Annotated in this window: 17 protein-coding genes; 6 read left to right on the forward strand and 11 right to left on the reverse strand. The window is 72.3% G+C overall.

Going from position 1 to position 19,005, the window contains the following annotated elements:
• Window positions 1-2: 2 nt before the first annotated feature.
• Together ACH4NX_RS16245 and ACH4NX_RS16250 are read right to left on the reverse strand one after the other, a co-directional pair.
• The gene (locus ACH4NX_RS16245; RefSeq protein ID WP_351389177.1) at window positions 3-566 is read right to left on the reverse strand and encodes a hypothetical protein; all 564 of its coding nucleotides are present in this window, start codon (window positions 564-566) and stop codon (window positions 3-5) included.
• Window positions 559-870, reverse strand: coding sequence for a hypothetical protein (locus ACH4NX_RS16250; RefSeq protein ID WP_159056500.1), 312 nt, complete (start codon window positions 868-870; stop codon window positions 559-561). The genes ACH4NX_RS16245 and ACH4NX_RS16250 overlap by 8 nt, the downstream gene beginning before the upstream one ends.
• 438 nt (window positions 871-1,308) lie before the next feature.
• Here ACH4NX_RS16250 and ACH4NX_RS16255 point away from each other — a divergent pair, with 438 nt between their 5' ends.
• Window positions 1,309-1,926, forward strand: a complete 618-nt coding sequence (locus tag ACH4NX_RS16255; protein ID WP_398127567.1) for a hypothetical protein — start codon at window positions 1,309-1,311, stop codon at window positions 1,924-1,926.
• Window positions 1,927-1,983: 57 nt separating this feature from the next.
• Here ACH4NX_RS16255 and ACH4NX_RS16260 read toward each other — a convergent pair whose 3' ends face one another.
• A complete protein-coding gene (locus tag ACH4NX_RS16260) occupies window positions 1,984-3,405 on the reverse strand; it encodes a recombinase family protein (protein ID WP_398127568.1) in 1,422 nt (473 codons plus the stop codon).
• A 20-nt stretch (window positions 3,406-3,425) separates the two neighbouring features.
• Between ACH4NX_RS16260 and ACH4NX_RS16265 the strand changes: the two genes are divergently transcribed.
• Complete coding sequence (locus tag ACH4NX_RS16265; protein WP_398127672.1) at window positions 3,426-4,601, forward strand: MFS transporter; 1,176 nt, start codon at window positions 3,426-3,428, stop codon at window positions 4,599-4,601.
• A 133-nt stretch (window positions 4,602-4,734) separates the two neighbouring features.
• Here ACH4NX_RS16265 and ACH4NX_RS16270 read toward each other — a convergent pair whose 3' ends face one another.
• On the reverse strand, window positions 4,735-5,937 hold the full coding sequence (locus ACH4NX_RS16270) for a flavin-containing monooxygenase (RefSeq protein WP_398127569.1): 1,203 nt from the start codon (window positions 5,935-5,937) through the stop codon (window positions 4,735-4,737).
• Between the two features lie 153 nt (window positions 5,938-6,090).
• Between ACH4NX_RS16270 and ACH4NX_RS16275 the strand changes: the two genes are divergently transcribed.
• Window positions 6,091-6,702 (forward strand): GNAT family N-acetyltransferase, encoded by a 612-nt coding sequence (locus ACH4NX_RS16275; protein ID WP_398127570.1) that lies wholly within the window; start codon window positions 6,091-6,093, stop codon window positions 6,700-6,702.
• Between the two features lie 7 nt (window positions 6,703-6,709).
• On the opposite strand, the gene ACH4NX_RS16280 is transcribed toward ACH4NX_RS16275, so the two are convergent.
• From ACH4NX_RS16280 to ACH4NX_RS16290, 3 genes are all read right to left on the reverse strand, one after another.
• A complete protein-coding gene (locus tag ACH4NX_RS16280; protein ID WP_398127571.1) occupies window positions 6,710-7,378 on the reverse strand; it encodes a pyridoxal 5'-phosphate synthase in 669 nt (222 codons plus the stop codon).
• Window positions 7,379-7,405: 27 nt separating this feature from the next.
• Window positions 7,406-7,831, reverse strand: coding sequence for a pyridoxamine 5'-phosphate oxidase family protein (locus ACH4NX_RS16285; protein WP_351389161.1), 426 nt, complete (start codon window positions 7,829-7,831; stop codon window positions 7,406-7,408).
• A 433-nt stretch (window positions 7,832-8,264) separates the two neighbouring features.
• A complete protein-coding gene (locus ACH4NX_RS16290; protein ID WP_351389401.1) occupies window positions 8,265-8,900 on the reverse strand; it encodes a TetR family transcriptional regulator in 636 nt (211 codons plus the stop codon).
• A 134-nt stretch (window positions 8,901-9,034) separates the two neighbouring features.
• On the opposite strand from ACH4NX_RS16290, the gene ACH4NX_RS16295 reads away from it, so the two are divergent.
• Entirely contained in the window at window positions 9,035-9,817 is a 783-nt protein-coding gene (locus tag ACH4NX_RS16295) for a VOC family protein (protein ID WP_351389159.1), read from the forward strand.
• Window positions 9,818-10,006: 189 nt separating this feature from the next.
• Entirely contained in the window at window positions 10,007-12,439 is a 2,433-nt protein-coding gene (locus ACH4NX_RS16300; RefSeq protein WP_398127572.1) for a PQQ-binding-like beta-propeller repeat protein, read from the forward strand.
• A 118-nt stretch (window positions 12,440-12,557) separates the two neighbouring features.
• Here ACH4NX_RS16300 and ACH4NX_RS16305 read toward each other — a convergent pair whose 3' ends face one another.
• The 3 genes from ACH4NX_RS16305 to ACH4NX_RS16315 all read right to left on the reverse strand — a co-directional run bounded on the left by ACH4NX_RS16305 (window position 12,558) and on the right by ACH4NX_RS16315 (window position 16,557).
• On the reverse strand, window positions 12,558-12,743 hold the full coding sequence (locus ACH4NX_RS16305) for a hypothetical protein (RefSeq protein WP_351389153.1): 186 nt from the start codon (window positions 12,741-12,743) through the stop codon (window positions 12,558-12,560).
• A 247-nt stretch (window positions 12,744-12,990) separates the two neighbouring features.
• On the reverse strand, window positions 12,991-15,960 hold the full coding sequence (locus tag ACH4NX_RS16310) for a BTAD domain-containing putative transcriptional regulator (RefSeq protein WP_398127573.1): 2,970 nt from the start codon (window positions 15,958-15,960) through the stop codon (window positions 12,991-12,993).
• A 90-nt stretch (window positions 15,961-16,050) separates the two neighbouring features.
• Entirely contained in the window at window positions 16,051-16,557 is a 507-nt protein-coding gene (locus ACH4NX_RS16315; protein WP_398127574.1) for a nitroreductase/quinone reductase family protein, read from the reverse strand.
• A 94-nt stretch (window positions 16,558-16,651) separates the two neighbouring features.
• Here ACH4NX_RS16315 and ACH4NX_RS16320 point away from each other — a divergent pair, with 94 nt between their 5' ends.
• Window positions 16,652-17,485, forward strand: a complete 834-nt coding sequence (locus ACH4NX_RS16320) for an endonuclease/exonuclease/phosphatase family protein (protein ID WP_351389146.1) — start codon at window positions 16,652-16,654, stop codon at window positions 17,483-17,485.
• On the opposite strand, the gene ACH4NX_RS16325 is transcribed toward ACH4NX_RS16320, so the two are convergent.
• A complete protein-coding gene (locus ACH4NX_RS16325) occupies window positions 17,457-18,968 on the reverse strand; it encodes a CehA/McbA family metallohydrolase (RefSeq protein ID WP_398127575.1) in 1,512 nt (503 codons plus the stop codon). The two genes, ACH4NX_RS16320 and ACH4NX_RS16325, sit on opposite strands and share 29 nt — an antisense overlap.
• Between the last annotated feature and the right edge of the window lie 37 nt (window positions 18,969-19,005).

Consider the following 19,005-nt stretch of genomic DNA (forward strand, 5'->3'; position numbering starts at 1 on the left):
ATTCAAGACCTCACGATCTGCTGCAAGAACTCGCGGTGCAGGCGGCGCAAGTGAGAGCTCAGTGCCTCGGGAGTGGGCCGCTCTTTCAGGTGGCGGACCGCGTGCGGCGCCATGGCCTTGCCGGTGACCCGTGTACCTGCGGCGTTCGCCTCGCTCGCACAGGACGTAAGAAGCAAGAGGGCGATCTTCTCGGCTAGATCTACTGATACGTCTGACGTCGATACGGCGCGAAGCCTGCGCATCTCTGCCCGGAGCTCGCCGGTGAGCGTGCTCGCCTCGTGGACCATCTGCTGGAGTTCGCCGACCTCAGTCTTCCCACCGTTCCCGGCCTCTGCGGATCCCCGAAACCTGAGAGAGAGATCGACAACTTGCCCCAGCGTCACGTACAAGTCGACGGCGGTGCGTTGCCGTGCAGAGTCAACGTAATCGGTCTGGTAGTTCACGGTCACTTGACCGCCGTCGGCGACGTACTGGTTGCTGACCCACTTCCCCGCGAACTCCTGGCGGTCAGCATTGAACTGCTGACCTACAGACTGACTCTGCTGGTCGAATCTGCTTTCACCCACCAAGCAGCGCCCCAAGCATGGTGGCGATCTGGCTACCAATACCCGTGGCCAGCCCACCCATCTCCAGAAGTCGCTGCATTCTCCCTTGCGCATCTGAGGTGTCGCCAGACGCTGCGGCGTCGCGTGCAGCTTCCAGCTCCGCCCGCACCTCAGGGGGCAGGGGTGGCTCCATCTGTTGCACTTGCCCCAGGATGTCGTTCAGCCCAGCAGCAAGATCGGCCATCGAGATCGGCGTTCCGACGATCATGTTCTCGGCGTTGTGCTGAACGCCGACTGTCTGGTTGTGCTGGTTGAAGGTCGCCACCTGGCCACAGTATGGCTCGCTCAACAAGCTGAGCAACATGTTCCCTGTGTCAACTCCCGTTCCAAAAAGAGGGATTCGAGAAGGGAGTTGCCCTGGATCTCCTCGCGCCACAGCGAGGTAGTCGCGTTACAGTCGGCCCTGCTTGGCCAGCTCAATGTGCTCCTCGGCCAGCTCAGCGCCGGTGACCTGGAGAGCGAACGCAAGGTCGTAGCCAGGCGCGTTGTCTGGATGGCTCATCGCGCCAGCGTAGCGGGGGCGGACCCGTACGCGGCCTCATTTTGAGAGGCGCCTCACATGCGGTGACCTGCGCCTTCCCTCTCCACGCGCTGTACATTTCGGGTTCCCCCGCGCGATGGTGACGGGGCCGCTGTTGTCGTCGGAGAAGGGAAACCTGAGATACAGGAACACGTATGGCGTCGTGCGCTGGTGCGCTCGAACATGAAGCACGCAGAGAAGTTGGTCGGCGTCGCCATGGCGTTGTACGCGGACTACGAGACGGGTGGGAACGTGTGCCCGTCGAACGGGACGATCGCCAGGGAACTCGGCTACGGCGGGAAAGCTCCGGAGCAGACGGTCAACAAGATCGTAGGCAGGCTCCGTAAGGCTGACTGGCTCACGAAGACCGGCAAGGTGCCGGATGGTCCAGTGATCTACCGACTCACTTTGCCGAAGCAGGGGAGTATGGCTGAGAAGCCATACAACCTACTTACCTTCAAGAGCGACGGCGGTAAGAGTGAGGAGCCAGCGGCGAAGAGCAAGCCGGAAGGCGAAAAGCGGCCCCCCGTACGGGGCCGACAGGGCGAAGACGAAGAGCGCAAGCAGCCGGCGAAGGTGGGCCGCGTGAGCGGCCCTCAGCAGGAAGACGAAGGGGCCGGCTCTCTTGGGGGGCCTTCGGCCCCCACCTTGTCCTTCGTGGACCTTGGCAAGGTCAAGCAAGAGGAACAGCGGCGACGCTGGTTCGGCGACGCGTACGCGGCTCCCTTGCTGGTGGAGTTCGACTACGACGGCTTGACCGACCGGCTCCAAGAAGCGGGGCAAGAGCCGCCCCCTTTCTGATCAGGCATGACGAAGCCCCGCCCTCTGGTGAGAGCGGGGCCAGTCGAGCGAGGCAGGCTACGCGTCTTGTTCGTCGTCGGCGGTGTGGTTCCACTCCACGGTCATGTAGTCGTCCACGGTCATCTTCGCCGCCTTCTTGAAGCCGTTCGTGTGCATCGTGATCGTGGTGACGAACTTGACCCAGGCTCGACGGACGGGGAGCGGAGTGTTCGGCCAGTCCTGAATCAGGCCAGCGATGCCCGATACGGGGTCGATCGGGGGCAGGCCGGTGACACCGGACAGCTTCTCGTCGACCTCGTCGAGCCTGGCCCGGATCGCCTCGGTACCGGCCGTCATCTGGGACAGGGTGATGGACCCCGACGCGTAGGCCACAGCCAACCCATCGAGCCGTTCCCGCAGGGTCTGCGCTTCCTGGTGAAGGTGGGCCGAGTCGTCTCCCTCCTCCTGTCGAGCGGCGAGGACCCAGGGAAGGAAGTCGGGGAAGACGATCCGCGCCAGGACAGCGTTACCGGCTCGCTTGTCGGCCAGCTCTCGGGGCACGCGTACGTGCTTCTGTCCACAGCGGTAGACCGGGGTCCCTCGGTACATGCCGCCTCGCACGGTATCCCCGCAACGCTCGCACGTGGCCAGACCGGCAAGCAGGGTCTGAGGGGCCGAGCCGGTACGCGCACCGCCCGTGAAGCGCTTGGGGTTCGTCAGTGCCGACACGAGGGCGTAGTGCGTCGCATCATCAAGAATCGCGGGCCACTTGCCCGCGCCCATCACCTCGCCCCGGTAGGTGACCTGAGCGATGTACCGAGGGGAGATGAGCACCTTCTTCACGCCGCCCACGCCCCACCCCTTCGCCTCGCCATCTGCCTCACCCTTCGCCTTGTCGGACGACGAGCGGGGAGCGAGCAGACCGAGGCCGGTCCAGAAGCGAGCGACAGCCGCCAGGGCCTCGCCTTGGAGAACCATCTCGGCACCCTTGCGGATCGCCTCCGCCTCGGCATCGACCACGGTCACGTAGTCGTCTTCGTATCCGAACGTTCGCAAGCCCGCCTTGTGTGGCTTGCCGTTCTTCGCCGCCTGGAGGTTCGACGCCTTCTGCCGTAGCGCCTTCTGCTCACCCTCGTACTCCGCCCAAGCCGTGACCGTCTTGGCCGTGGCCCGACCGGCCGGAGTCGACAGATCAAGATGTCCGGCGTGGATGGCGTGGACGTCGACCCCGAGTGCGATCACTCGCAGCAGGTCTTCCGTCCTGCGCACGAGCCGGTCAGTGTGCCAACAGAGAATCGCGTCCGGCTTGGTCGCCAACAGCCGTTCGAACCCTGGCCGCACCTTGCCCGAGGTGGCGCTGATGTCGTTGTCCGAGATCACCTCTCGTACGGTCCAGCCACGGGCTGCGGCGAACGCCCGGCACTCGTCCTCCTGGCGCTGAACGCCCAACTCGTCGCCATGCTGATCGAGGCTGAGTCGTACGTAGATGGTGACGTCCATCTGTCCTGCCCCCCTTGTTCATGCACGCGGACTCACGTGCCCCAAAGATTCACCACAAGTTCGGCTGGTCGCGCGGCACGGTCGGCGCCGCCGTCTCCGTCAACCTCGCGCTCTACGGGCTGACCGCCCCCTTCGCGGCGGCGCTGATGGACCGCTTCGGTATCCGGCGGGTGGTGGCCACGGCCCTGGTCGTGATCGCGATCGGCTCGGGCCTGACGGTGTGGATGGAGTCCGCCTGGCAACTCATCCTCTGCTGGGGTCTGTTGGTCGGCCTCGGCTCCGGCTCGATGGCGCTGGCCTTCGCCGCCACCGTCACCAACCGCTGGTTCACCGAGCGGCGCGGCCTGGTCACCGGCGTCCTCACCGCCGCCGCGGCCTCCGGACAGCTGATCTTCCTGCCGCTGCTGTCCTGGATCGTGGAGACGTACGACTGGCGCCCCGCGGCCGTCACCGTCGCCCTGGCCGCCCTCGCCGTCGTCCCCTTCGTCTGGCTCCTCCTCCACGACCACCCCGCGGACGTGGGCCAGAAGCCGTACGGCGCCAAGGAGTTCGTGCCCAAGCCGGCCCCCGTGCCCGGCGCCGCCCGCCGCGCGGTCACGGTGCTCCGCTCCGCCGTCCGCAGCGGCCCGTTCTGGCTGCTGGCCGGCACCTTCGCGATCTGCGGCGCCTCGACCAACGGCCTGATCCAGACCCACTTCGTGCCCGCCGCCCACGACCACGGCATGCCGCTGACGGCCGCCGCCTCGCTGCTCGCCGTCATCGGTGTGTTCGACGTGGTCGGCACGATCGCCTCCGGCTGGTTCACCGACCGCTTCGAACCGCGCCGCCTGCTCGCCGTCTACTACGCCCTGCGCGGCGTCTCCCTCCTCTTCCTCCCCATGCTGCTCGCGCCCGGCGTCCACCCGCCGATGATCTTCTTCATCGTCTTCTACGGCCTCGACTGGGTCGCCACCGTCCCGCCCACCCTCGCCCTGTGCCGCGAGCACTACGGCGACGACAGTGCGATCGTCTTCGGCTGGGTCCTCGCCTCCCACCAGGTCGGCGCCGCCCTCGTCGCCTTCCTCGGCGGCGCCGCCCGGGACACCTTCGGCTCCTACGACGTGGTCTGGTACGCCTCGGGCGCACTGTGCGCGGCAGCGGCCCTGATGGCCCTGGTGATCCGCCGCCGCCCGGCGCCGACGCCCGCGCTCTCCTGAGCCCCGTCCCCGTCCCCGTACCTGTCCCCGACCGGGACCGGGACCGGGACCGGGACCGATCCCACCCGCCGCCCCTCGCCCCGAGGCCGGGGCCCGCCCCTCGCCCCCGAGGCCGGGGGCCCCGTCCCGTCCCTCACCCGGGAAGCCGCGAGGTCCGGCCCCCGTCGCTCTTCGTCACGGCCTCGGCGATCCGCTCCGCGTCCAGTGCCAGTTCGCGGAGCATGCCGCTGACGGGGTTGGTGAAGCCGGTGAAGTACAGGCCGGGGGCGTCCCGCGGGGTGCGGGCGCCCCGTACGACCGGTCTGCCGCGGGCGTCGAGCACGCCGAGGTGGCCGACCAGTCCCTCCAGGCCGCGGAGGTAGCCGGTGGCGGCGAGCACCGTGTCCGGTGCGACGCGGGTGCCGTCGGCGAGGCGCACCTTGCCGTCCTCGAAGCCGTCCACGGCGGCCACGACCTCCACCCGGCCGCCGCGCACCGCGTCGGTCAGACCGACGTCCTGCACCGGGATGGCGCCCTCGGCGACCCGGGTGAGGAGCCCGGTGTCCGGGCGGGGCAGCCCGTGCGCCGACAGGTCGGGCGTGCTGATCCTGGCCAGCGGCCGGGCCAGCCGGTCGACGAGGCCGGCCGGCAGCCGCCGTACGAGGACGCCGTTGTACTGGGCGGGCCAGCCGGCCGTCGAGCGGCGCACGATGTGCGGCGCGGTGCGCACGGACAGCCGCACCCTCGCGGCCCCGCCCTCCACCAGGTCCACGGCGATCTCGGCGCCGGTGTTGCCGACGCCGACGACCAGGACGTCCCGGCCGGCGTACGGAGCCGCGTTCCGGTACTCGGCGGCATGCCGGAACTCGCCGGTGTACGTGTCCCGGCCGGGCCAGTCCGGCACGCGCGGGGTGTGGTTGTGGCCGGTGGCGACCACGACCGCGGCGCCGGCCAGCTCGCGGCCCCCGGAGGCGTGCAGCAGCCAGCCGTCCCCGTCGGGGGCGCGCTCGACGCGGAAGACCTCGACGCCGGTGACGATCTCCAGCTTGTGGTGCTCGGCGTACTTCTCCAGGTACCGCACCACGTCGTCCCTGGCCACCCATCGCCCGAAGCGGCGCGGCATCGGCAGGCCGGGCAGGGACGACAGACGGCGGGTGGTGTGCAGGCGCAGCCGGTCGTAGTGGCGCCGCCAGGAGGAACCGACGTGGTCGGCCCGCTCCAGGACGACGGCGCGGATGCCGCGCTTCCTGAGTGCGTGGGCGGCGGCGAGGCCGCCGGGACCGGCGCCGATGACGTACACGGGGCGGTCCGCGGGGTGGGCGGGCTGCGGTTCAGCGGACGCTGTGGAGTCGGCCATGCCGCGAGCGTAATCACGCCCTCGCTTGATGGGTCTCGGTCAAGACCGGAATCGGTTGCGGATCGGTCACGGCCGAGGCCGGCGGACGCGCGGCGACCAGGACGTGGTTCCGGTCCCCGGCCGGCACCGCCCCCGGTCGGATTGAATGGCTCGATGGTCCACACACGCATGCACACCCTCGCCCCCTCCCTCACCGAACCGCAGGGACACGGTCTGCGTCTCCGGCCCTGGGACGCCGGTTCCGACGCCGACGCGCGGATATGGCTGCGCGGCCACCTCGACCCCGAGTTCCGGCGCTGGAACACACCGCTGACGCTGTGGACGGACCTCGGCGGCGCCCGGAAGTCGCTGCGCGCGCGGGCGGTGGAGGCCGGGGAGGGCAGGGCCGCGTCGTTCCGGATCACTGACGCGGTGAGCGGTACGGCGCTGGGCCACATCGGCGTCAACGAGATCAACCGGCCGCTGAGGCTGGCACGGGTCGGCTACTGGGTGCTCCCCGAGGCCCGCGGCCAGGGCGTCGCCACCCGCGCCCTGTTCCTCGCGTCGCGCTGGGCCTTCGCGGAACTCGGCCTGTACCGCCTGGAACTGGGCCACGCGGTGGGCCACGAGGCCTCCTGCCGGATCGCCGAACGCTGCGGCTACGCCCACGAGGGCACGCTGCGCGGGGCGATGTGGGAGGCCGGGCGGCACGACATGTTCCGGGACGCGCACCTGCACGCGCGACTGGCGACGGACGAGGAGCCGGCGGCGCCCGGCCCCCGGTGAGAGCCGCTCAGGGCCACAGCGACCGCGTGTCCCAGCCGCCGTCCTCGGCCCGCCGGTAGGCCAGTCGTACGTGACGGCGGCGGGCTTCCCCCTGGAAGAACTCCACCTCGTCGGGGACCAGCCGGTACAGCGTCCATGACGGGACGGGAGTCTCCGGCTCCCGTCCGGCCCGTTCCCAGGCCTCCTGTGACGCGCGGGCCAGCTCGTCCGGCGAGTCCAGGTCCGCGCTCTGCCGGCCGGTGAGGGCGGCGGCCAGGGCACCGGTCGACCGTGCGCGCAGATCGGCCCGCGCCTCCTCGGCCGGGGCGACGGTGACCGGGCCGCGCAGGCGCACCTGGCGGCCCAGCGCCGGCCAGTAGAAGACGAGGGCGGCGTACGGGCGGGCGGCGAGGTGGCGGCCCTTGCGGCTGTCGGCGTGCGTGGCGAAGGACCAGCCGTCGGCGTCCGCACCGTGCAGCATCACGATGCGGACGTCCGGCAGGCCCCGGGCGTCCGACGTCGCCAGTGACACCGTGTGCGGCTCGCTCTGGCCGGCCGCCACCGCGTCGGCGAACCACCGCGTGAACAGGGGCAGGGGGTCGCCGGGCGCGGTGGCCGGGTCGAAGGGCGGCAGTTCGGTGACCGCGGGATCCCACACCCGCAGTGACCTCAGCAGTTCGTGCAGATCGGTTCCCATGCCCCGATTGTCACGGGTGCCGGGGGATCACACCGTGCCGAGGTCCGAGGAGACCCAGCGTTCGGGGCGCATCCGGACGATGACCTGATCTCCGTGGTCCGCGGAGGCGAAGGCGACGTAGCCCTCGACCTTCTCGGCCGGCAGGTAGCGGGCGGCCAGCTCCCGCAGACGTTCCTCGGTGGCGGTGGCCGTCTCGACGACCGGCCCCTCCACCGACACGTACCGGATGGTGGGCTCCAGCCGGTCGACCATCAGGGAGAACCGGCCCGCCGCCTTGATCAGCTCGTTCTTGCGGCTGTCGAGCCCGGTCATGATCCAGACGTCGCCGCCGGGCTCGTACTGGTACCAGATCGGCACGGTCAGCGGGGCCCGGCCCGATCCCGCGTCGACCGCGAGCGCGGCGATGTGGGGCTCGGCCAGGAACTTCTCACGCTCTTCGCGGGTCAGGGCCATTGCGGTCTCCTCCAGCGGGTACGGACGTCGGTGCTGAGCACAACACCGGCCGGGCGGGCGGCTGTTCCCCGTTCGAGGGACATCCGCCGGGACGTCGGGGCATCCGCCGGGGCGATGGTGGGCCCGGGTGCCGTGGGGCCGGACTCGGGGCGCTGGTCTTCGTGTCGACGCGGCGGGAGGGCCGGGAGACGGTCGCCGAGTCCGAGCGGGCGGTCGGCGAGGCGGCGGAAGCGGCGGAAGCGCGGCGGCTGACTTCGACGCCGGTGATGAGGCACGTGGTACGGGACCGGCCGCCACCGGCGTAACGCGGTGCGAGGTGCCACCTGCGAGGTGCTGGGTACGTGGTGCGAGGTACGTGGTGCGAGATGCGAGGTGCGAGATGCGAGGTACGTGATGCGTGGTGCGAGGCGGAGATGACAGGTTGCCGGGCGTGCTACTTGGCGGGTTTCTTGCCGGTGACGCCCAAGTACATCAACAGGGCCAGGTTCGGCCTGAGTTCGGACTGCTTGACGCCCCAGGAGGAGAAGCCCTTCTGGTGCGAGGCCGCGCCGGCGAGCATCACGACCAGTGAACCGGCGATCGCCGCGGGGCTCACGTCCTTGTCGACCTTGCCCTTGGCCTGCAGTTCGGCGACCGAGTCCGCGAGGGAGGAGTTCACGGAGTTGAGGATCTTCATGCGGATCTTGGCGAACCGTTTGTCCCCCTCCGCCGCGCCCAGGTCGATGACGCGGAGAATCGCCTCGTTCTTCCGCCAGAACTCCATGAATCCGTCGACGAGTTCCTGTGCCGTCTGCCAGCCGGCCTTGCCGACCCAGGAGCGGCCCGCCGTCAACTCGGCCAGTTGGGAACTCTCCGCGGCCATGTGCTCGGCGATCTCCAGGACGGCGCCCTCGACGTCCGGGAAGTACTGGTAGAAGGTCGCGGGCGAGGTGCCGGCCTTGCGGGCGACATCGATGACTTTGACATCGCGATAGGGGGAGGAGCTGAGCATGTCGCTGAGGCAGTCGAGCAGTTTCTGCCGGGTCGCCTGCCCACGTCGACCGGCCACGCGGCCGTCGACGGTACGCACTTGTCCTGTCATGACGTCAGCTTACCGACGGGTGATCCGAGCGCGATTCGGCCGACTGCAAATGGGGTGCGAGGGCGGAGAGAGGCTGGTGTGCCTGGTCTGCGCGGTGCGGGCGACGCGGCTACTTTGACGGCATGGCCGAAAACGGAGCATCCGCGAAGCGGACATCCAGCGACCCGGGCGACGCGTCCGCGCCCCCGGAAGGCGTCCCCTGCTGGGTGGACGCGCAGCTCTCCGACGTGGCGGCGGGCAAGCGCTTCTACGGCGAGCTCTTCGGCTGGACCTTCCGGGAGGTGGAGGAGGACACGGCCGAGGGGGCGGAAGGCGGGACCGTGTGGGCGTGGCTGGACGGCGCTCCCGTCGCCGCGCTGACCCGCAAGACGGACGGCCGGATGCCCACCGTGTGGTCCGTGTACTTCCACACCCCCGACGCCGCGGCACTGGCCGAGCGGATCCGGGCCGGCGGCGGGCAGGTCGTCACCCCGCCCCACCCGGTCGGCGGCCTCGGCACCACCGCGCTCGCCGCCGATCCCGAGGGTGCCGTCTTCGCCCTCTGGCAGCCGGCCCGTCACCCGGGCTTCGGGCGCCGGCGCCGGCCGGGCACCTTCGCCTGGGCCGAGCTGTACACCCGGGACACCGAGGCCGCCAACGCCTTCTACGGCGACCTCTTCCGCGACGCCCTCTTCGGCCCGGACGCCGCCCCCGACTTCGGCCGCGCCCCGGTCTCCGACGTCTTCCCCGCCGAGATGCCGCCGCACTTCCTCGTCCACTTCCGGGTCGAGGACTGCGAGGCCGCGCTCGGTACGGTGGTCCGGCTCGGCGGGCGGGTGCGGGTGCCGCCGTTCGAGACGTCGTACGGGCGGGTGGCCGTGGTCTCGGACGGGCAGGGGGCGTCGTTCGCGCTGCTGCGGCGCTGAGCGGGCCCGGCGAGCGCGGTCCGTGCCCGGGATGGGGTGAGACACCCTGATTGTCCTCAGGTTCGCCACCAGCGCCTCGGGCAGGAAGAATCGGGGTGCGTGGCGCCACGGAGGTGCGGTGGTGAGACGCTGCACTTCGGTCGCGGACATATGTGGGTGGCGCGGCCCGTACGGGGAGGTGGCAGGCAAGTGGTGGATCAGCTGACGCAGCACGATCCGCGGCGGATCGGGCCGTTCGAGGTGCTGGGGCGGCTCGGCGCCGGCGGCATGGGGCTGGTCTATCTCGCGCGCTCGGCTTCCGGCCGGCGGGTGGCGATCAAGACGGTCCGGACGGAGCTGGCCGAGGACCAGCTGTTCCGCGTCCGCTTCACCCGCGAGGTGGAGGCGGCCCGCGCGGTCTCCGGTTTCTACACGGCGGCGGTGGTCGACGCCGACCCGCGCGCGGCGGTCCCGTGGCTGGCCACGGCCTACGTCCCCGCGCCCTCCCTCGAGGAGATAGTGAACGAGTGCGGGCCGCTCCCGGCCCAGGCGGTGCGCTGGCTGGCGGCGGGCGTCGCGGAGGCGCTCCAGTCGATCCACGGCGCCGGGCTCGTCCACCGCGACCTCAAGCCGTCCAACGTCCTCGTCGTCGAGGACGGCCCCCGGGTGATCGACTTCGGTATCGCGTCCGGCGTCTCGAACACCCGTTTGACGATGACGAACGTCGCCGTCGGCACCCCCGCCTACATGTCCCCGGAACAGGCGAAGGACTCCCGCAGCGTCACCGGCGCCAGCGACGTGTTCTCGCTCGGCTCCATGCTGGTCTTCGCCGCCACCGGGCACCCGCCCTTCCACGGCGCCAACCCGGTCGAGACGGTCTTCATGCTGCTGCGTGAGGGCCCCGACCTCGAAGGCCTCCCGGACGAGCTGCGTCCGCTCATCGACTCCTGCATGCAGATGGAGGCGACCGGCCGCCCCAACCCCGCCGACCTCCAGTCCCAGCTCGCCCCGCACCTGTTCGGCTCGGGCTCCGACGACAGCGGTACCGCGTCGGCGTGGCTGCCCGAGCGGGCGGTGAGCCTGATCGAGGGCCGCCGGGGCGGCCGCACCGCGGTCAAGCTCGCCACGACGGCCGGCGGCCGGGGCGGCGGAGGTGCCGGAGGCGCGGGCGCCGGTGGCCCGGCCGGCGCCCGGCCCGCGGTCCCCGCGCCTCCGCTCCCGCCCCCGCCCTCGCACGACCCCGTCGTACCGCCGCCGCCCGTGCACGCACCGCCGGTGCCCGCGCCCGTCGGCGCGCCCGACACCGGCCCGGTGCGGCTGGCCGGCGTCTCCGTACCCATCGGCCCGGGCCCGCGCGTCGCCGACATGCGCTCCTCGGCCGTCGCGGCACCTCCGCCGGAGTCCGCCCTCGCCGCGTCCTGGTCCCGCCCCCGCCCCGGCGTCAACGGCGCCGACCCCGCCGTACCGGCGGCGGCCCCGCCCGCCCCCACCGCGGCCCCCGAGGCGTCACCGGCCGGCTGGCGCCCCTGGCGCTTCCGCATGTCCAACGACGTCTGGGGCACGCCGTCCGTCGCCGGGGACCTCGTCTACGTCACCTCCTTCGAGGTGCACGCACTGGACGTGGCCACCGGGCGCCGCCGCTTCAAGACCCGGGACGTCGCCTGGTCGATGGCGGTCGCGGACGGCCGTATCCACGCCTCCGACGGCCCCACCCTCTACGCCCTGGACGCCCGCGAGGGCGCCGACCTGTGGCGCGTCCAGACCGACGCCTGGGTGTACTCCCTCCAGGCCGACCGGGGCACGGTCGTCACCGCCACCCGCGGCGGCGGCGTCCAGGCCTACGAGTCCTCGGGCGGCCAGAAGCTGTGGGAGATCACCGGCGCCCAGAGCGACTTCGAGTCCCCGGAGGCGGGCGCGGCGCTCCACGACGGCACGGTGTACGTCTGGCAGGACGCCCGGCTGCGCGCCCTGGACGCCCGTACCGGCGACGAGCGCTGGTCGTACCCGATCGGCGACGCCGCCTCCTGCGGCGGGGTTCCGGTCCGTGTCGCCCACGCCCCCGACGGCTATGTCTACGTCTGTGCCGGCACCCGGGTCCTCGCCCTGGAGGTCGCCTCCGGCCACGTCCGCTGGCACTTCGAGGCCCCGGCGGTCTTCCTGGCCCCGCCCGCCTTCGTGCCCGGCCCCGCGGTGACCGGCGGCGGCGTCTACCTCGCCGACTACCTCGGCACGGTCTACGCCCTCGACGCCACCGACGGCCGCGACCGCTGGCGCATCGCGACCGAGGCCCGTTCCTCCACCGACCCGGTCCTGGTGGCCGCCGGCCACGTCCACGTGGGCAGCGGCAAGGGCCTCTACACGCTCGACGCGGTCACCGGCACGCCCAAGTGGCGCTTCCAGGCGGGCGGCGACATCGTCGGCGCCCCTGCGGTGGCCGAGGGCCGCATCCACTTCGGCTCCACGGACCATCTCCTCTACACCCTCAAGGCCGACGACGGCCGCCTCCGCTGGAAGCTGGCCACCGGCGGCGAGATCACCGGCTCCCCGGTCGTCCGTGACGGAATCGTGTACGCGTGCAGCAAGGACCGCTGTGTGTACGCGCTCGACGCGGAGAAGGGCACGGGAACGGCCCGCACGACCTGACCGACGTCCGGGGGCTCCGGCCGGACCGGTGCGCGTACCCGGGCCGGGTGCGGACGCACGTCGGCCGCGGCGGCTCCCCTCCGCGCCGCCGCGGCCGATCCCCGTGCGGGAACAGGGTCTACTTGCCGTCGCCGCCCAGGGCGGGCGGCGTGGGCATCTGGTTGTCCATCGTGACGATGGGCTCGCCCTTCGCCGGCGGCGTGGGCATCTGGTTGTCCAACGCGACGACGGGCTCGCCGTCCACCGGCGGCGTGGGCATCTGGTTGTCCAGCGGCTTGGCGGGCGTGGCCTTCTGCTCGCTCATCGATTCGTGCTCCTCTGCAACGACGAGGTCGGGTGCGGAACGCCCGCCCAGTAGCTCCCCCGAGGGCCGCTGGGCGGGCGTTCGGAGCCGAACACTAACCCGGTCGGCTCCCCTGTGACCGTCTGCCCCCCGACGCGACGGTCTGGCGTTGGGAAGCATGCCGGAGGGAGATAAACGAACGCTGAACGCCGACGTTTCGCCCGCCCGACGCCGCGTAGCCCAGCCCGCGTAGCCCAGCCCGCGTCGCTCAGGCCGCGTCGGCGGGCGCCAGCAGGGTGCGTACCTCGTCGGCCTCCGAGGCGCTGTTCTCCTCGTAGAGCTTGAGGGCCTCACGCCAGCACGCCCGGGCCCGGTCGGCCTGCCCCAGCGCGGAGAGCGACCGGCCGAGGAGCGTCAGGACGTTGCCGCGCATCCGGTCGCCTCCGATGCACCCGATGACGAGGGCCTGTTCGGCGTGCTGGGCCGCCTGGGCGGGGCGGTGCGCGGCGATGTGCGCCTCGGCGACCCTGAAGTGCGTGGTCCCTTCCCACAGACGCTGCCGGTGGTCCACGAAGATGGTCAGTGCCTCGTTGAACTGGTTCAGGGCCTCGGTGGACCGCCCGGCCTGGGTGAGGGCCATACCGAGGGCGTAGTGGCCGTTGGCCAGGCGCATCGTCCTGCCCAGTTCCGCGAGCAGGGTGAGCCCGTCCCTGGCGATACCGACCGCCTTGCCGACGTTGCCCATGGCCAGGTGGGCGCGCGACAGGTTGAACGACGTCGTCGCCTCGCCCGCCCGGTTGCCCGCCTGGCTGAAGCCCCGGATGGCCTGGTCGAAGAAGGCCTTGCCGTCGGAGTACCGGTGCTGATGCAGCGAGATGAGGCCCCGGTCGTTGGCGGCCCAGCTGCCCGCCGCGACATCCCGCGCGCCGGCCGCCCGCTCCATGGCGATCCGCGCCTCCTCCGCCGCCTGGTGGATGCGGCCGGACACGAGCAGCACGTTGGTGAGGGTCGTCCGCGCCCGTCCTTCCGTACGGAGGTCGCCGGCGGCCCGGGCGGCCTCGGACACGGCGATGGCCGTGGCCTCGTACTGACGGGAGTTGGCGCCGGACTCGGCCAGGTCCTTGGCAGCCCACAGGAGGTCCACTCCGCGCCGCAGCCTGTCCGTGTCCGCCGACTGCCGTACGCAGGCCAGCAGGGACTCGCCTTCGGTGTAGAGCCAGTCCAGGGCGGCCGTCCCCTCGGCGAAGCGCAGTCCTTCGTGCCGCGTCGGTTCCAGGTGGTCCACCAGGCGGTCCCCCGGACGCTCCATCGCGTAGATGCCCGCCGCCGTGGCCAGGTAGAAGTCCAGCAGCCGCGACAGCGCCGCCCCCCGCTCGCTCGGCGGATGCTCGTCCCGTTCGGCGCACGCACGCGCGTAGAGACGTACGAGATCGTGGAAGCGGTAGCGGCCCGGCGCCGCCGATTCGAGCAGGGACGTGTCCACCAGGGACTCCAGCAGGTCCTCGGTGTCCTGTGCCGGAAGGTCCAGTACCGCCGCTGCCGCCGCGAGGGAGATGTCCGGGCCGTCGGCCAGCCCGAGCAGCCTGAAGGCCCGCGCCTGGGCCGGCTCCAGCTGGCCGTAGCCCAGCTCGAAGGTGGCCTTGACGGCCAGGTCGCCGGCCTGGAGTTCGTCCAGGCGGCGGCGTTCGTCCGCCAGTTTCGCGGCGAGGACCGAGACCGTCCACGTGCGGCGGGCCGCCAGCCGGGACGCCGCGACGCGGATCGCCAGCGGCAGGAAGCCGCAGGCCCCGGCCACGTCCAGCGCCGCCTGCCGTTCCGAGGCCACCCGCTCCTCGCCCACGATCTTCGTGAAGAGCGCCAGCGCCTCGTCGGGCGACATCACGTCCAGGTCGACCAGATGAGCCCCGGCGAGGTCCACCATCCGCACCCGCGCCGTCACCAGCGCCGCGCACCCCTCCGTGCCGGGCAGCAGCGGGCGTACCTGTGCGGCGTCCCGGGCGTTGTCGAGCAGGACGAGGACGCGGCGGCCGTCCAGGACGGAGCGGTAGAGCGCCGCGCGTTCCTCCAGGGAGTCCGGGACGGCCGAGTCGGGTGTGCCCAGGGCGCGCAGGAAGGAACCCAGTACCGTCTCGGGTTCCGCCGCCCGCGCGCCCGCGCCCTGGAGGTCGACGTACAGCTGTCCGTCCGGGAAGGCGGCCCGCGTCTGGTGGGCGACGTGCACCGCGAGGGTCGTCTTGCCGACGCCGCCTATGCCGGCCAGTGCCGAGACCGCCATCACGCGGCCGTTGCCGTCCCCGGAGGCCGACGACAGTACGCCGCTCAGCTCGCGGACGAAGGACGCGCGTCCCGTGAAGTCCGGGACGGTGGCGGGAAGCTGGGCCGGCCGGAGCGGGGCCGCCGCCGTCTGCGCGGCCGGGGCCGGCGGTTCGGCGAGGCCCGGGTCGGCCTGGAGGATGCGCTGCTGGAGTTCCTGGAGACCGGGGCGCGGGTCGACGCCGAGTTCGTCGGCCAGCAGGCGCCGCGTGTCCGCGTAGACGGCGAGGGCCTCCGCCTGGCGTCCGCTGCGGTACAGGGCCAGCATCAGCAGCTCGCGCGGGCGTTCCCGCAGCGGGTGTGCCGCCGTGAGCGCCGTCAGCTCCGAGACCGCCTCCGCGTGACAGCCCTGTTCCAGGTCCATGTCGAGGCAGCTTTCGAGGAGTTGGAGCCGCCATTCCTCCAGGCGGACGCGCTGCGCCTCGGCGTACGGGCCCGGGACGCCGGCCAGTACCTCGCCGTCCCACAGCGCCAGCGCGCGGCGCAGTACGTCACGCGCGTGGCACAGGTCCCCGGCGCCGCGCGCCTTCTCGGCCTCGGCCGACAGGTCCTGGGCGGCGGTCAGGTCCAACGCCGCCTCGTCCAGGCCCCGTACGGCGTACCCGCCCGATTCGCTCACCAGGACACCGGGGTCCAGGACCTTCCGCAGCCGCGACGCGTACGTACGTACCGCCGCCAGCGCCTGCGACGGCGGTTCCTCGCCCCACAGGGCGTCGATCAGCTCGGACGCCGTCGCCGTACGGCCCTCGCGGAGCAACAGGGCGGCCAGCAGGGCGCGCTGCTGGGGGGAGCCGGTGGCCAGCGGTTCGCCGCCGCGCCAGGCGCGTACCGGTCCGAGCACGCCGAAACGCAGCGCCGCCGGCTTGTCCGGTTCCGCCGGGGATCCGGGACGCCGCTGCTCCGGTACGCGCGGTACACCGTCCATGCAGTCCCCCTAGACATCCTGAGCAACCACGCCAGTTTGCCTTGCTCATGCCGACCTCGTCAGCCGTGGGAGACGCCGATCACAGGTCCCTCACGTGGCTCCCCGGCTCTCCAGGTCCACCCGCACCGTCAGCAGGCCCGTCCCCACGCCCATGGCCCGCACCGCCAGGCTGTTGAGCCGGGGCAGACGCCGCAGCCGCGCGACCGGATCGTCGTCGGCCAGGGGGTGGGCCGTTCCCGTGTACCAGCGGCCCCTGACCCGCACGCGTACCCGCGGATCGGCCCGGATGTTGCGGACGTACTGGGAGCGCTCGCCGAACTCCGACACCAGCCAGAAGGAGTCCCCGACCCGCCGCCCGCCCACCGGCGTGCGGCGGGGCAGGCCGGAGACGCGTCCGGTGGTCTCCAGCAGGGTCTGGCCCGGCAGGCGGCGTACGACGGCGTTGAGACGGCGCTGGAGGGCCGTGACGGCCCGGTACTTCCTCTCGGCGCTCTTGGCGCTCTCGGAACTCTTGGCGCTCTCGGAACTCTTGGCGTTCTTGGCGCCTCTGACGTTCTTGGCGCTCTCGGCGTTCTCGGCGGAGGACGACATCGACATCGTTCGTTCACGCTCCCGTCTCGTGTGCCTCCATGTTCCCCGGAGACCCTCGGGGGAAGGGAGAGGGCAGGGCCGAGAGACGGGTGGTGCCGGCGTGCGGGTCGTGACCTGGAATCTGTGGTGGCGGTTCGGGCCGTGGGCCGAGCGGCGGAAGGCGATCCTCGACGTGCTGCGGGAGCTGCGGCCCGACGTCGTCGGTCTCCAGGAGGTCTGGGCCGCCGCCGACGGCGCGAACCTCGCCGAGTGGCTGGCCGGCGAACTCGGCCTGCACTGCGTCTGGGCCGCCTGCGAGGCCCCCGAGCGGTGGCAGCGACGGATCGGGGACGACACGGTCGGCATCGGCGCCGCGGTGCTCAGCCGCTGGCCTGCCGTGGAGCGGGCTGCGCTGCGGCTGCCCGTCCCCGAGGAGCTGGACGACGGCCGCCTGGCGCTGTACGCCCGGCTGGACGCGCCGGGCCACCCCGTCCCCTTCTTCACCGCCCACCTGACCTCGGGCGGCCACGCCTCCGCCGTGCGCCGCGAACAGGTCGCGGCGCTCTCGGACTTCGTCGCCGCGCACCGCCACGGCACCGGCTTCCCGCCCGTCGTCACCGGCGACCTCAACGCCCGCCCCGAGTCGCCGGAGGTCAGCCTCCTGCGTGCGGGCGGCCTCCAGGACGCCTGGGAGTGCGCCGGCCCGTCGGCCCCGTCCGCGACCTGGGACGGGGCCAACCCGTACATCCCCGGCGGGCCGGTGCCGGGCGCGCGGATCGACTACGTCCACGTGGGGCCGCCCGGCCCGGACGGACTCGGCCGCGTACACGCCGTGCGGCGGGCGGGCGACGGCCCCGTGGGCGGCGTGTGGCCCTCCGACCACGCGGCGGTCGTCGCGGACCTGGCGGGGCCCGGCGGCCCGGAGGCTACCGCCCCAGGAAGAGGGGATTCGTGAACGCCGCCAGCGCCCCCGGCAGGGGCCCCGCCGCCTCGTGGCGCAGTTCCGCCCGTACGTACGCCGCGTAGGACGCGGTCGTGCGCCACTCGACGACGTCCGAGCCGGACACCGGCAGCGGCGCACTGGTGAACAGCACGCCCTGGTCCGTGACGAAGCGCACCGTGCAGCGCGGCGCGCCCGTCACCTCCAGGCGGACGGTGACCGGGGTGTCGTCGTCCACGCGCAGCCGTTCGCCGATCCCGGCGTGCTCGCCCCGGCCGCCGGAAGCGGTGAAGGCCAGCGACACCTGCGCCGACTCGGCGACGTACGACCGTCCGGCCCGGATGCCCTCCTGGATCGCCTCCCGGGTCAGGTCGTCGGCGAGGACGACGGTCTGCGGGCGGCCGATCACGTCCGGGGCGCGGTGGGAGTCGCTGCTGCCCATCGCCGGGAGCCAGCCCCGCCCGTCGCGCCCGTCGCGCACGGAGGCGACCAGCATGGCGTCCCAGTCGGCCAGCGCCACCTCGTCGTCGGGCGTGTAGGCCCCGTTCCACACCTCGACGGCGTCCGCCTCCCCGAACCCGAACTTCCAGTTGCAGCCGATGCAGGTGGCGTGCGGATGGGCCGGGACGACCAGACCGCCGGCGCGGCGGATCTGCCGGGCGAAACGGCCGAAGCGGTTGTCACGGGCCCGGTAGCGCCAGTCGACGAAGGTGCCGGGATCGGTGCCGAGGGCGACGACGTGGCCGTTGCGGGTCGTCACCTCCTCGCCGAGCAGGATCAGCAGGTCGTCACCGGCCTCCTTCGCCCAGTGCGCGTGCGCCGAGTGCGTGTTGTGCTCGGAGGAGTTGATGAAGTCCAGTCCGGCCCCGCGCGCGAGCGCCGCGATCTCCGCGAGGGTGAAGCGGCCGTCGGAGTACTCGGAGTGCAGGTGGCAGTCGCCCCGGTACCAGGCACGCCCCCGCCCCCTGGCGCGCTCGGGCGGATACACCGGCCGTACGGCCGCGCTCTCCTCCCCGTACGTCAGCGTGACCGTGATCTCGTACGACAGTCCCCGCGGCGCCACCGTGTACGGGCCGAGGGCGATGTGCCACACCCCCGCCCGCACCGGCCCGGGGAGGTAGCCGGGGGTCGCGTCGTCCGCCCGTACGAAGAACTCCGTGCGCGCCCCGCCCGACCAGCCCCGGAAACCCCGGCCGCCGAGGTCGGTGCCGCGCTCGTCGAAGAGGCCGATGTCCAGGGCGTTGCCCTGGGTGCCGGCCGGGACGTCGGGGCGGTCGTAGGTGTAGGCGACATGGATCTCCCGGACGCCGTCCGGGACTTCGACGGGTACGTACACGAAGTCGGGCGAGCCGGTGGGCAGGGTGCCGCGCACCGTTCTCGTCCGCCGCTCCCGCGGTGCCGCCGAGGCGAAGCTCACGCTTCCCAACGTAAGCGCCGCGGCGGCTCCCGTCACGAACACCGCGCGTCTGCCGATTCCGGCGTGGTCGTCCTCGCACATGCTGCTGCTCCCAGGTGTCGTCAGTGACATGACATCG

The sequence above is a fragment of the Streptomyces sp. NPDC017225 genome, assembly GCF_044331465.1.
Classification (GTDB): Bacteria; Actinomycetota; Actinomycetes; order Streptomycetales; family Streptomycetaceae; genus Streptomyces.

What these genes read in the sequence shown, in the direction of transcription:
- ACH4NX_RS16255 (WP_398127567.1), top strand. Translation starts at nt 1,309, where the DNA reads ATGAAGCACGCAGAGAAGTTGGTCGGCGTCGCCATGGCGTTGTACGCG.
- ACH4NX_RS16260 (WP_398127568.1), bottom strand. Translation starts at nt 3,405, where the DNA reads ATGGACGTCACCATCTACGTACGACTCAGCCTCGATCAGCATGGCGAC.
- ACH4NX_RS16265 (WP_398127672.1), top strand. Translation starts at nt 3,426, where the DNA reads ATGCACGCGGACTCACGTGCCCCAAAGATTCACCACAAGTTCGGCTGG.
- ACH4NX_RS16270 (WP_398127569.1), bottom strand. Translation starts at nt 5,937, where the DNA reads ATGGCCGACTCCACAGCGTCCGCTGAACCGCAGCCCGCCCACCCCGCG.
- ACH4NX_RS16275 (WP_398127570.1), top strand. Translation starts at nt 6,091, where the DNA reads ATGGTCCACACACGCATGCACACCCTCGCCCCCTCCCTCACCGAACCG.
- ACH4NX_RS16280 (WP_398127571.1), bottom strand. Translation starts at nt 7,378, where the DNA reads ATGGGAACCGATCTGCACGAACTGCTGAGGTCACTGCGGGTGTGGGAT.
- ACH4NX_RS16285 (WP_351389161.1), bottom strand. Translation starts at nt 7,831, where the DNA reads ATGGCCCTGACCCGCGAAGAGCGTGAGAAGTTCCTGGCCGAGCCCCAC.
- ACH4NX_RS16295 (WP_351389159.1), top strand. Translation starts at nt 9,035, where the DNA reads ATGGCCGAAAACGGAGCATCCGCGAAGCGGACATCCAGCGACCCGGGC.
- ACH4NX_RS16305 (WP_351389153.1), bottom strand. Translation starts at nt 12,743, where the DNA reads ATGAGCGAGCAGAAGGCCACGCCCGCCAAGCCGCTGGACAACCAGATG.
- ACH4NX_RS16310 (WP_398127573.1), bottom strand. Translation starts at nt 15,960, where the DNA reads ATGGACGGTGTACCGCGCGTACCGGAGCAGCGGCGTCCCGGATCCCCG.
- ACH4NX_RS16315 (WP_398127574.1), bottom strand. Translation starts at nt 16,557, where the DNA reads ATGTCGATGTCGTCCTCCGCCGAGAACGCCGAGAGCGCCAAGAACGTC.
- ACH4NX_RS16325 (WP_398127575.1), bottom strand. Translation starts at nt 18,968, where the DNA reads ATGTGCGAGGACGACCACGCCGGAATCGGCAGACGCGCGGTGTTCGTG.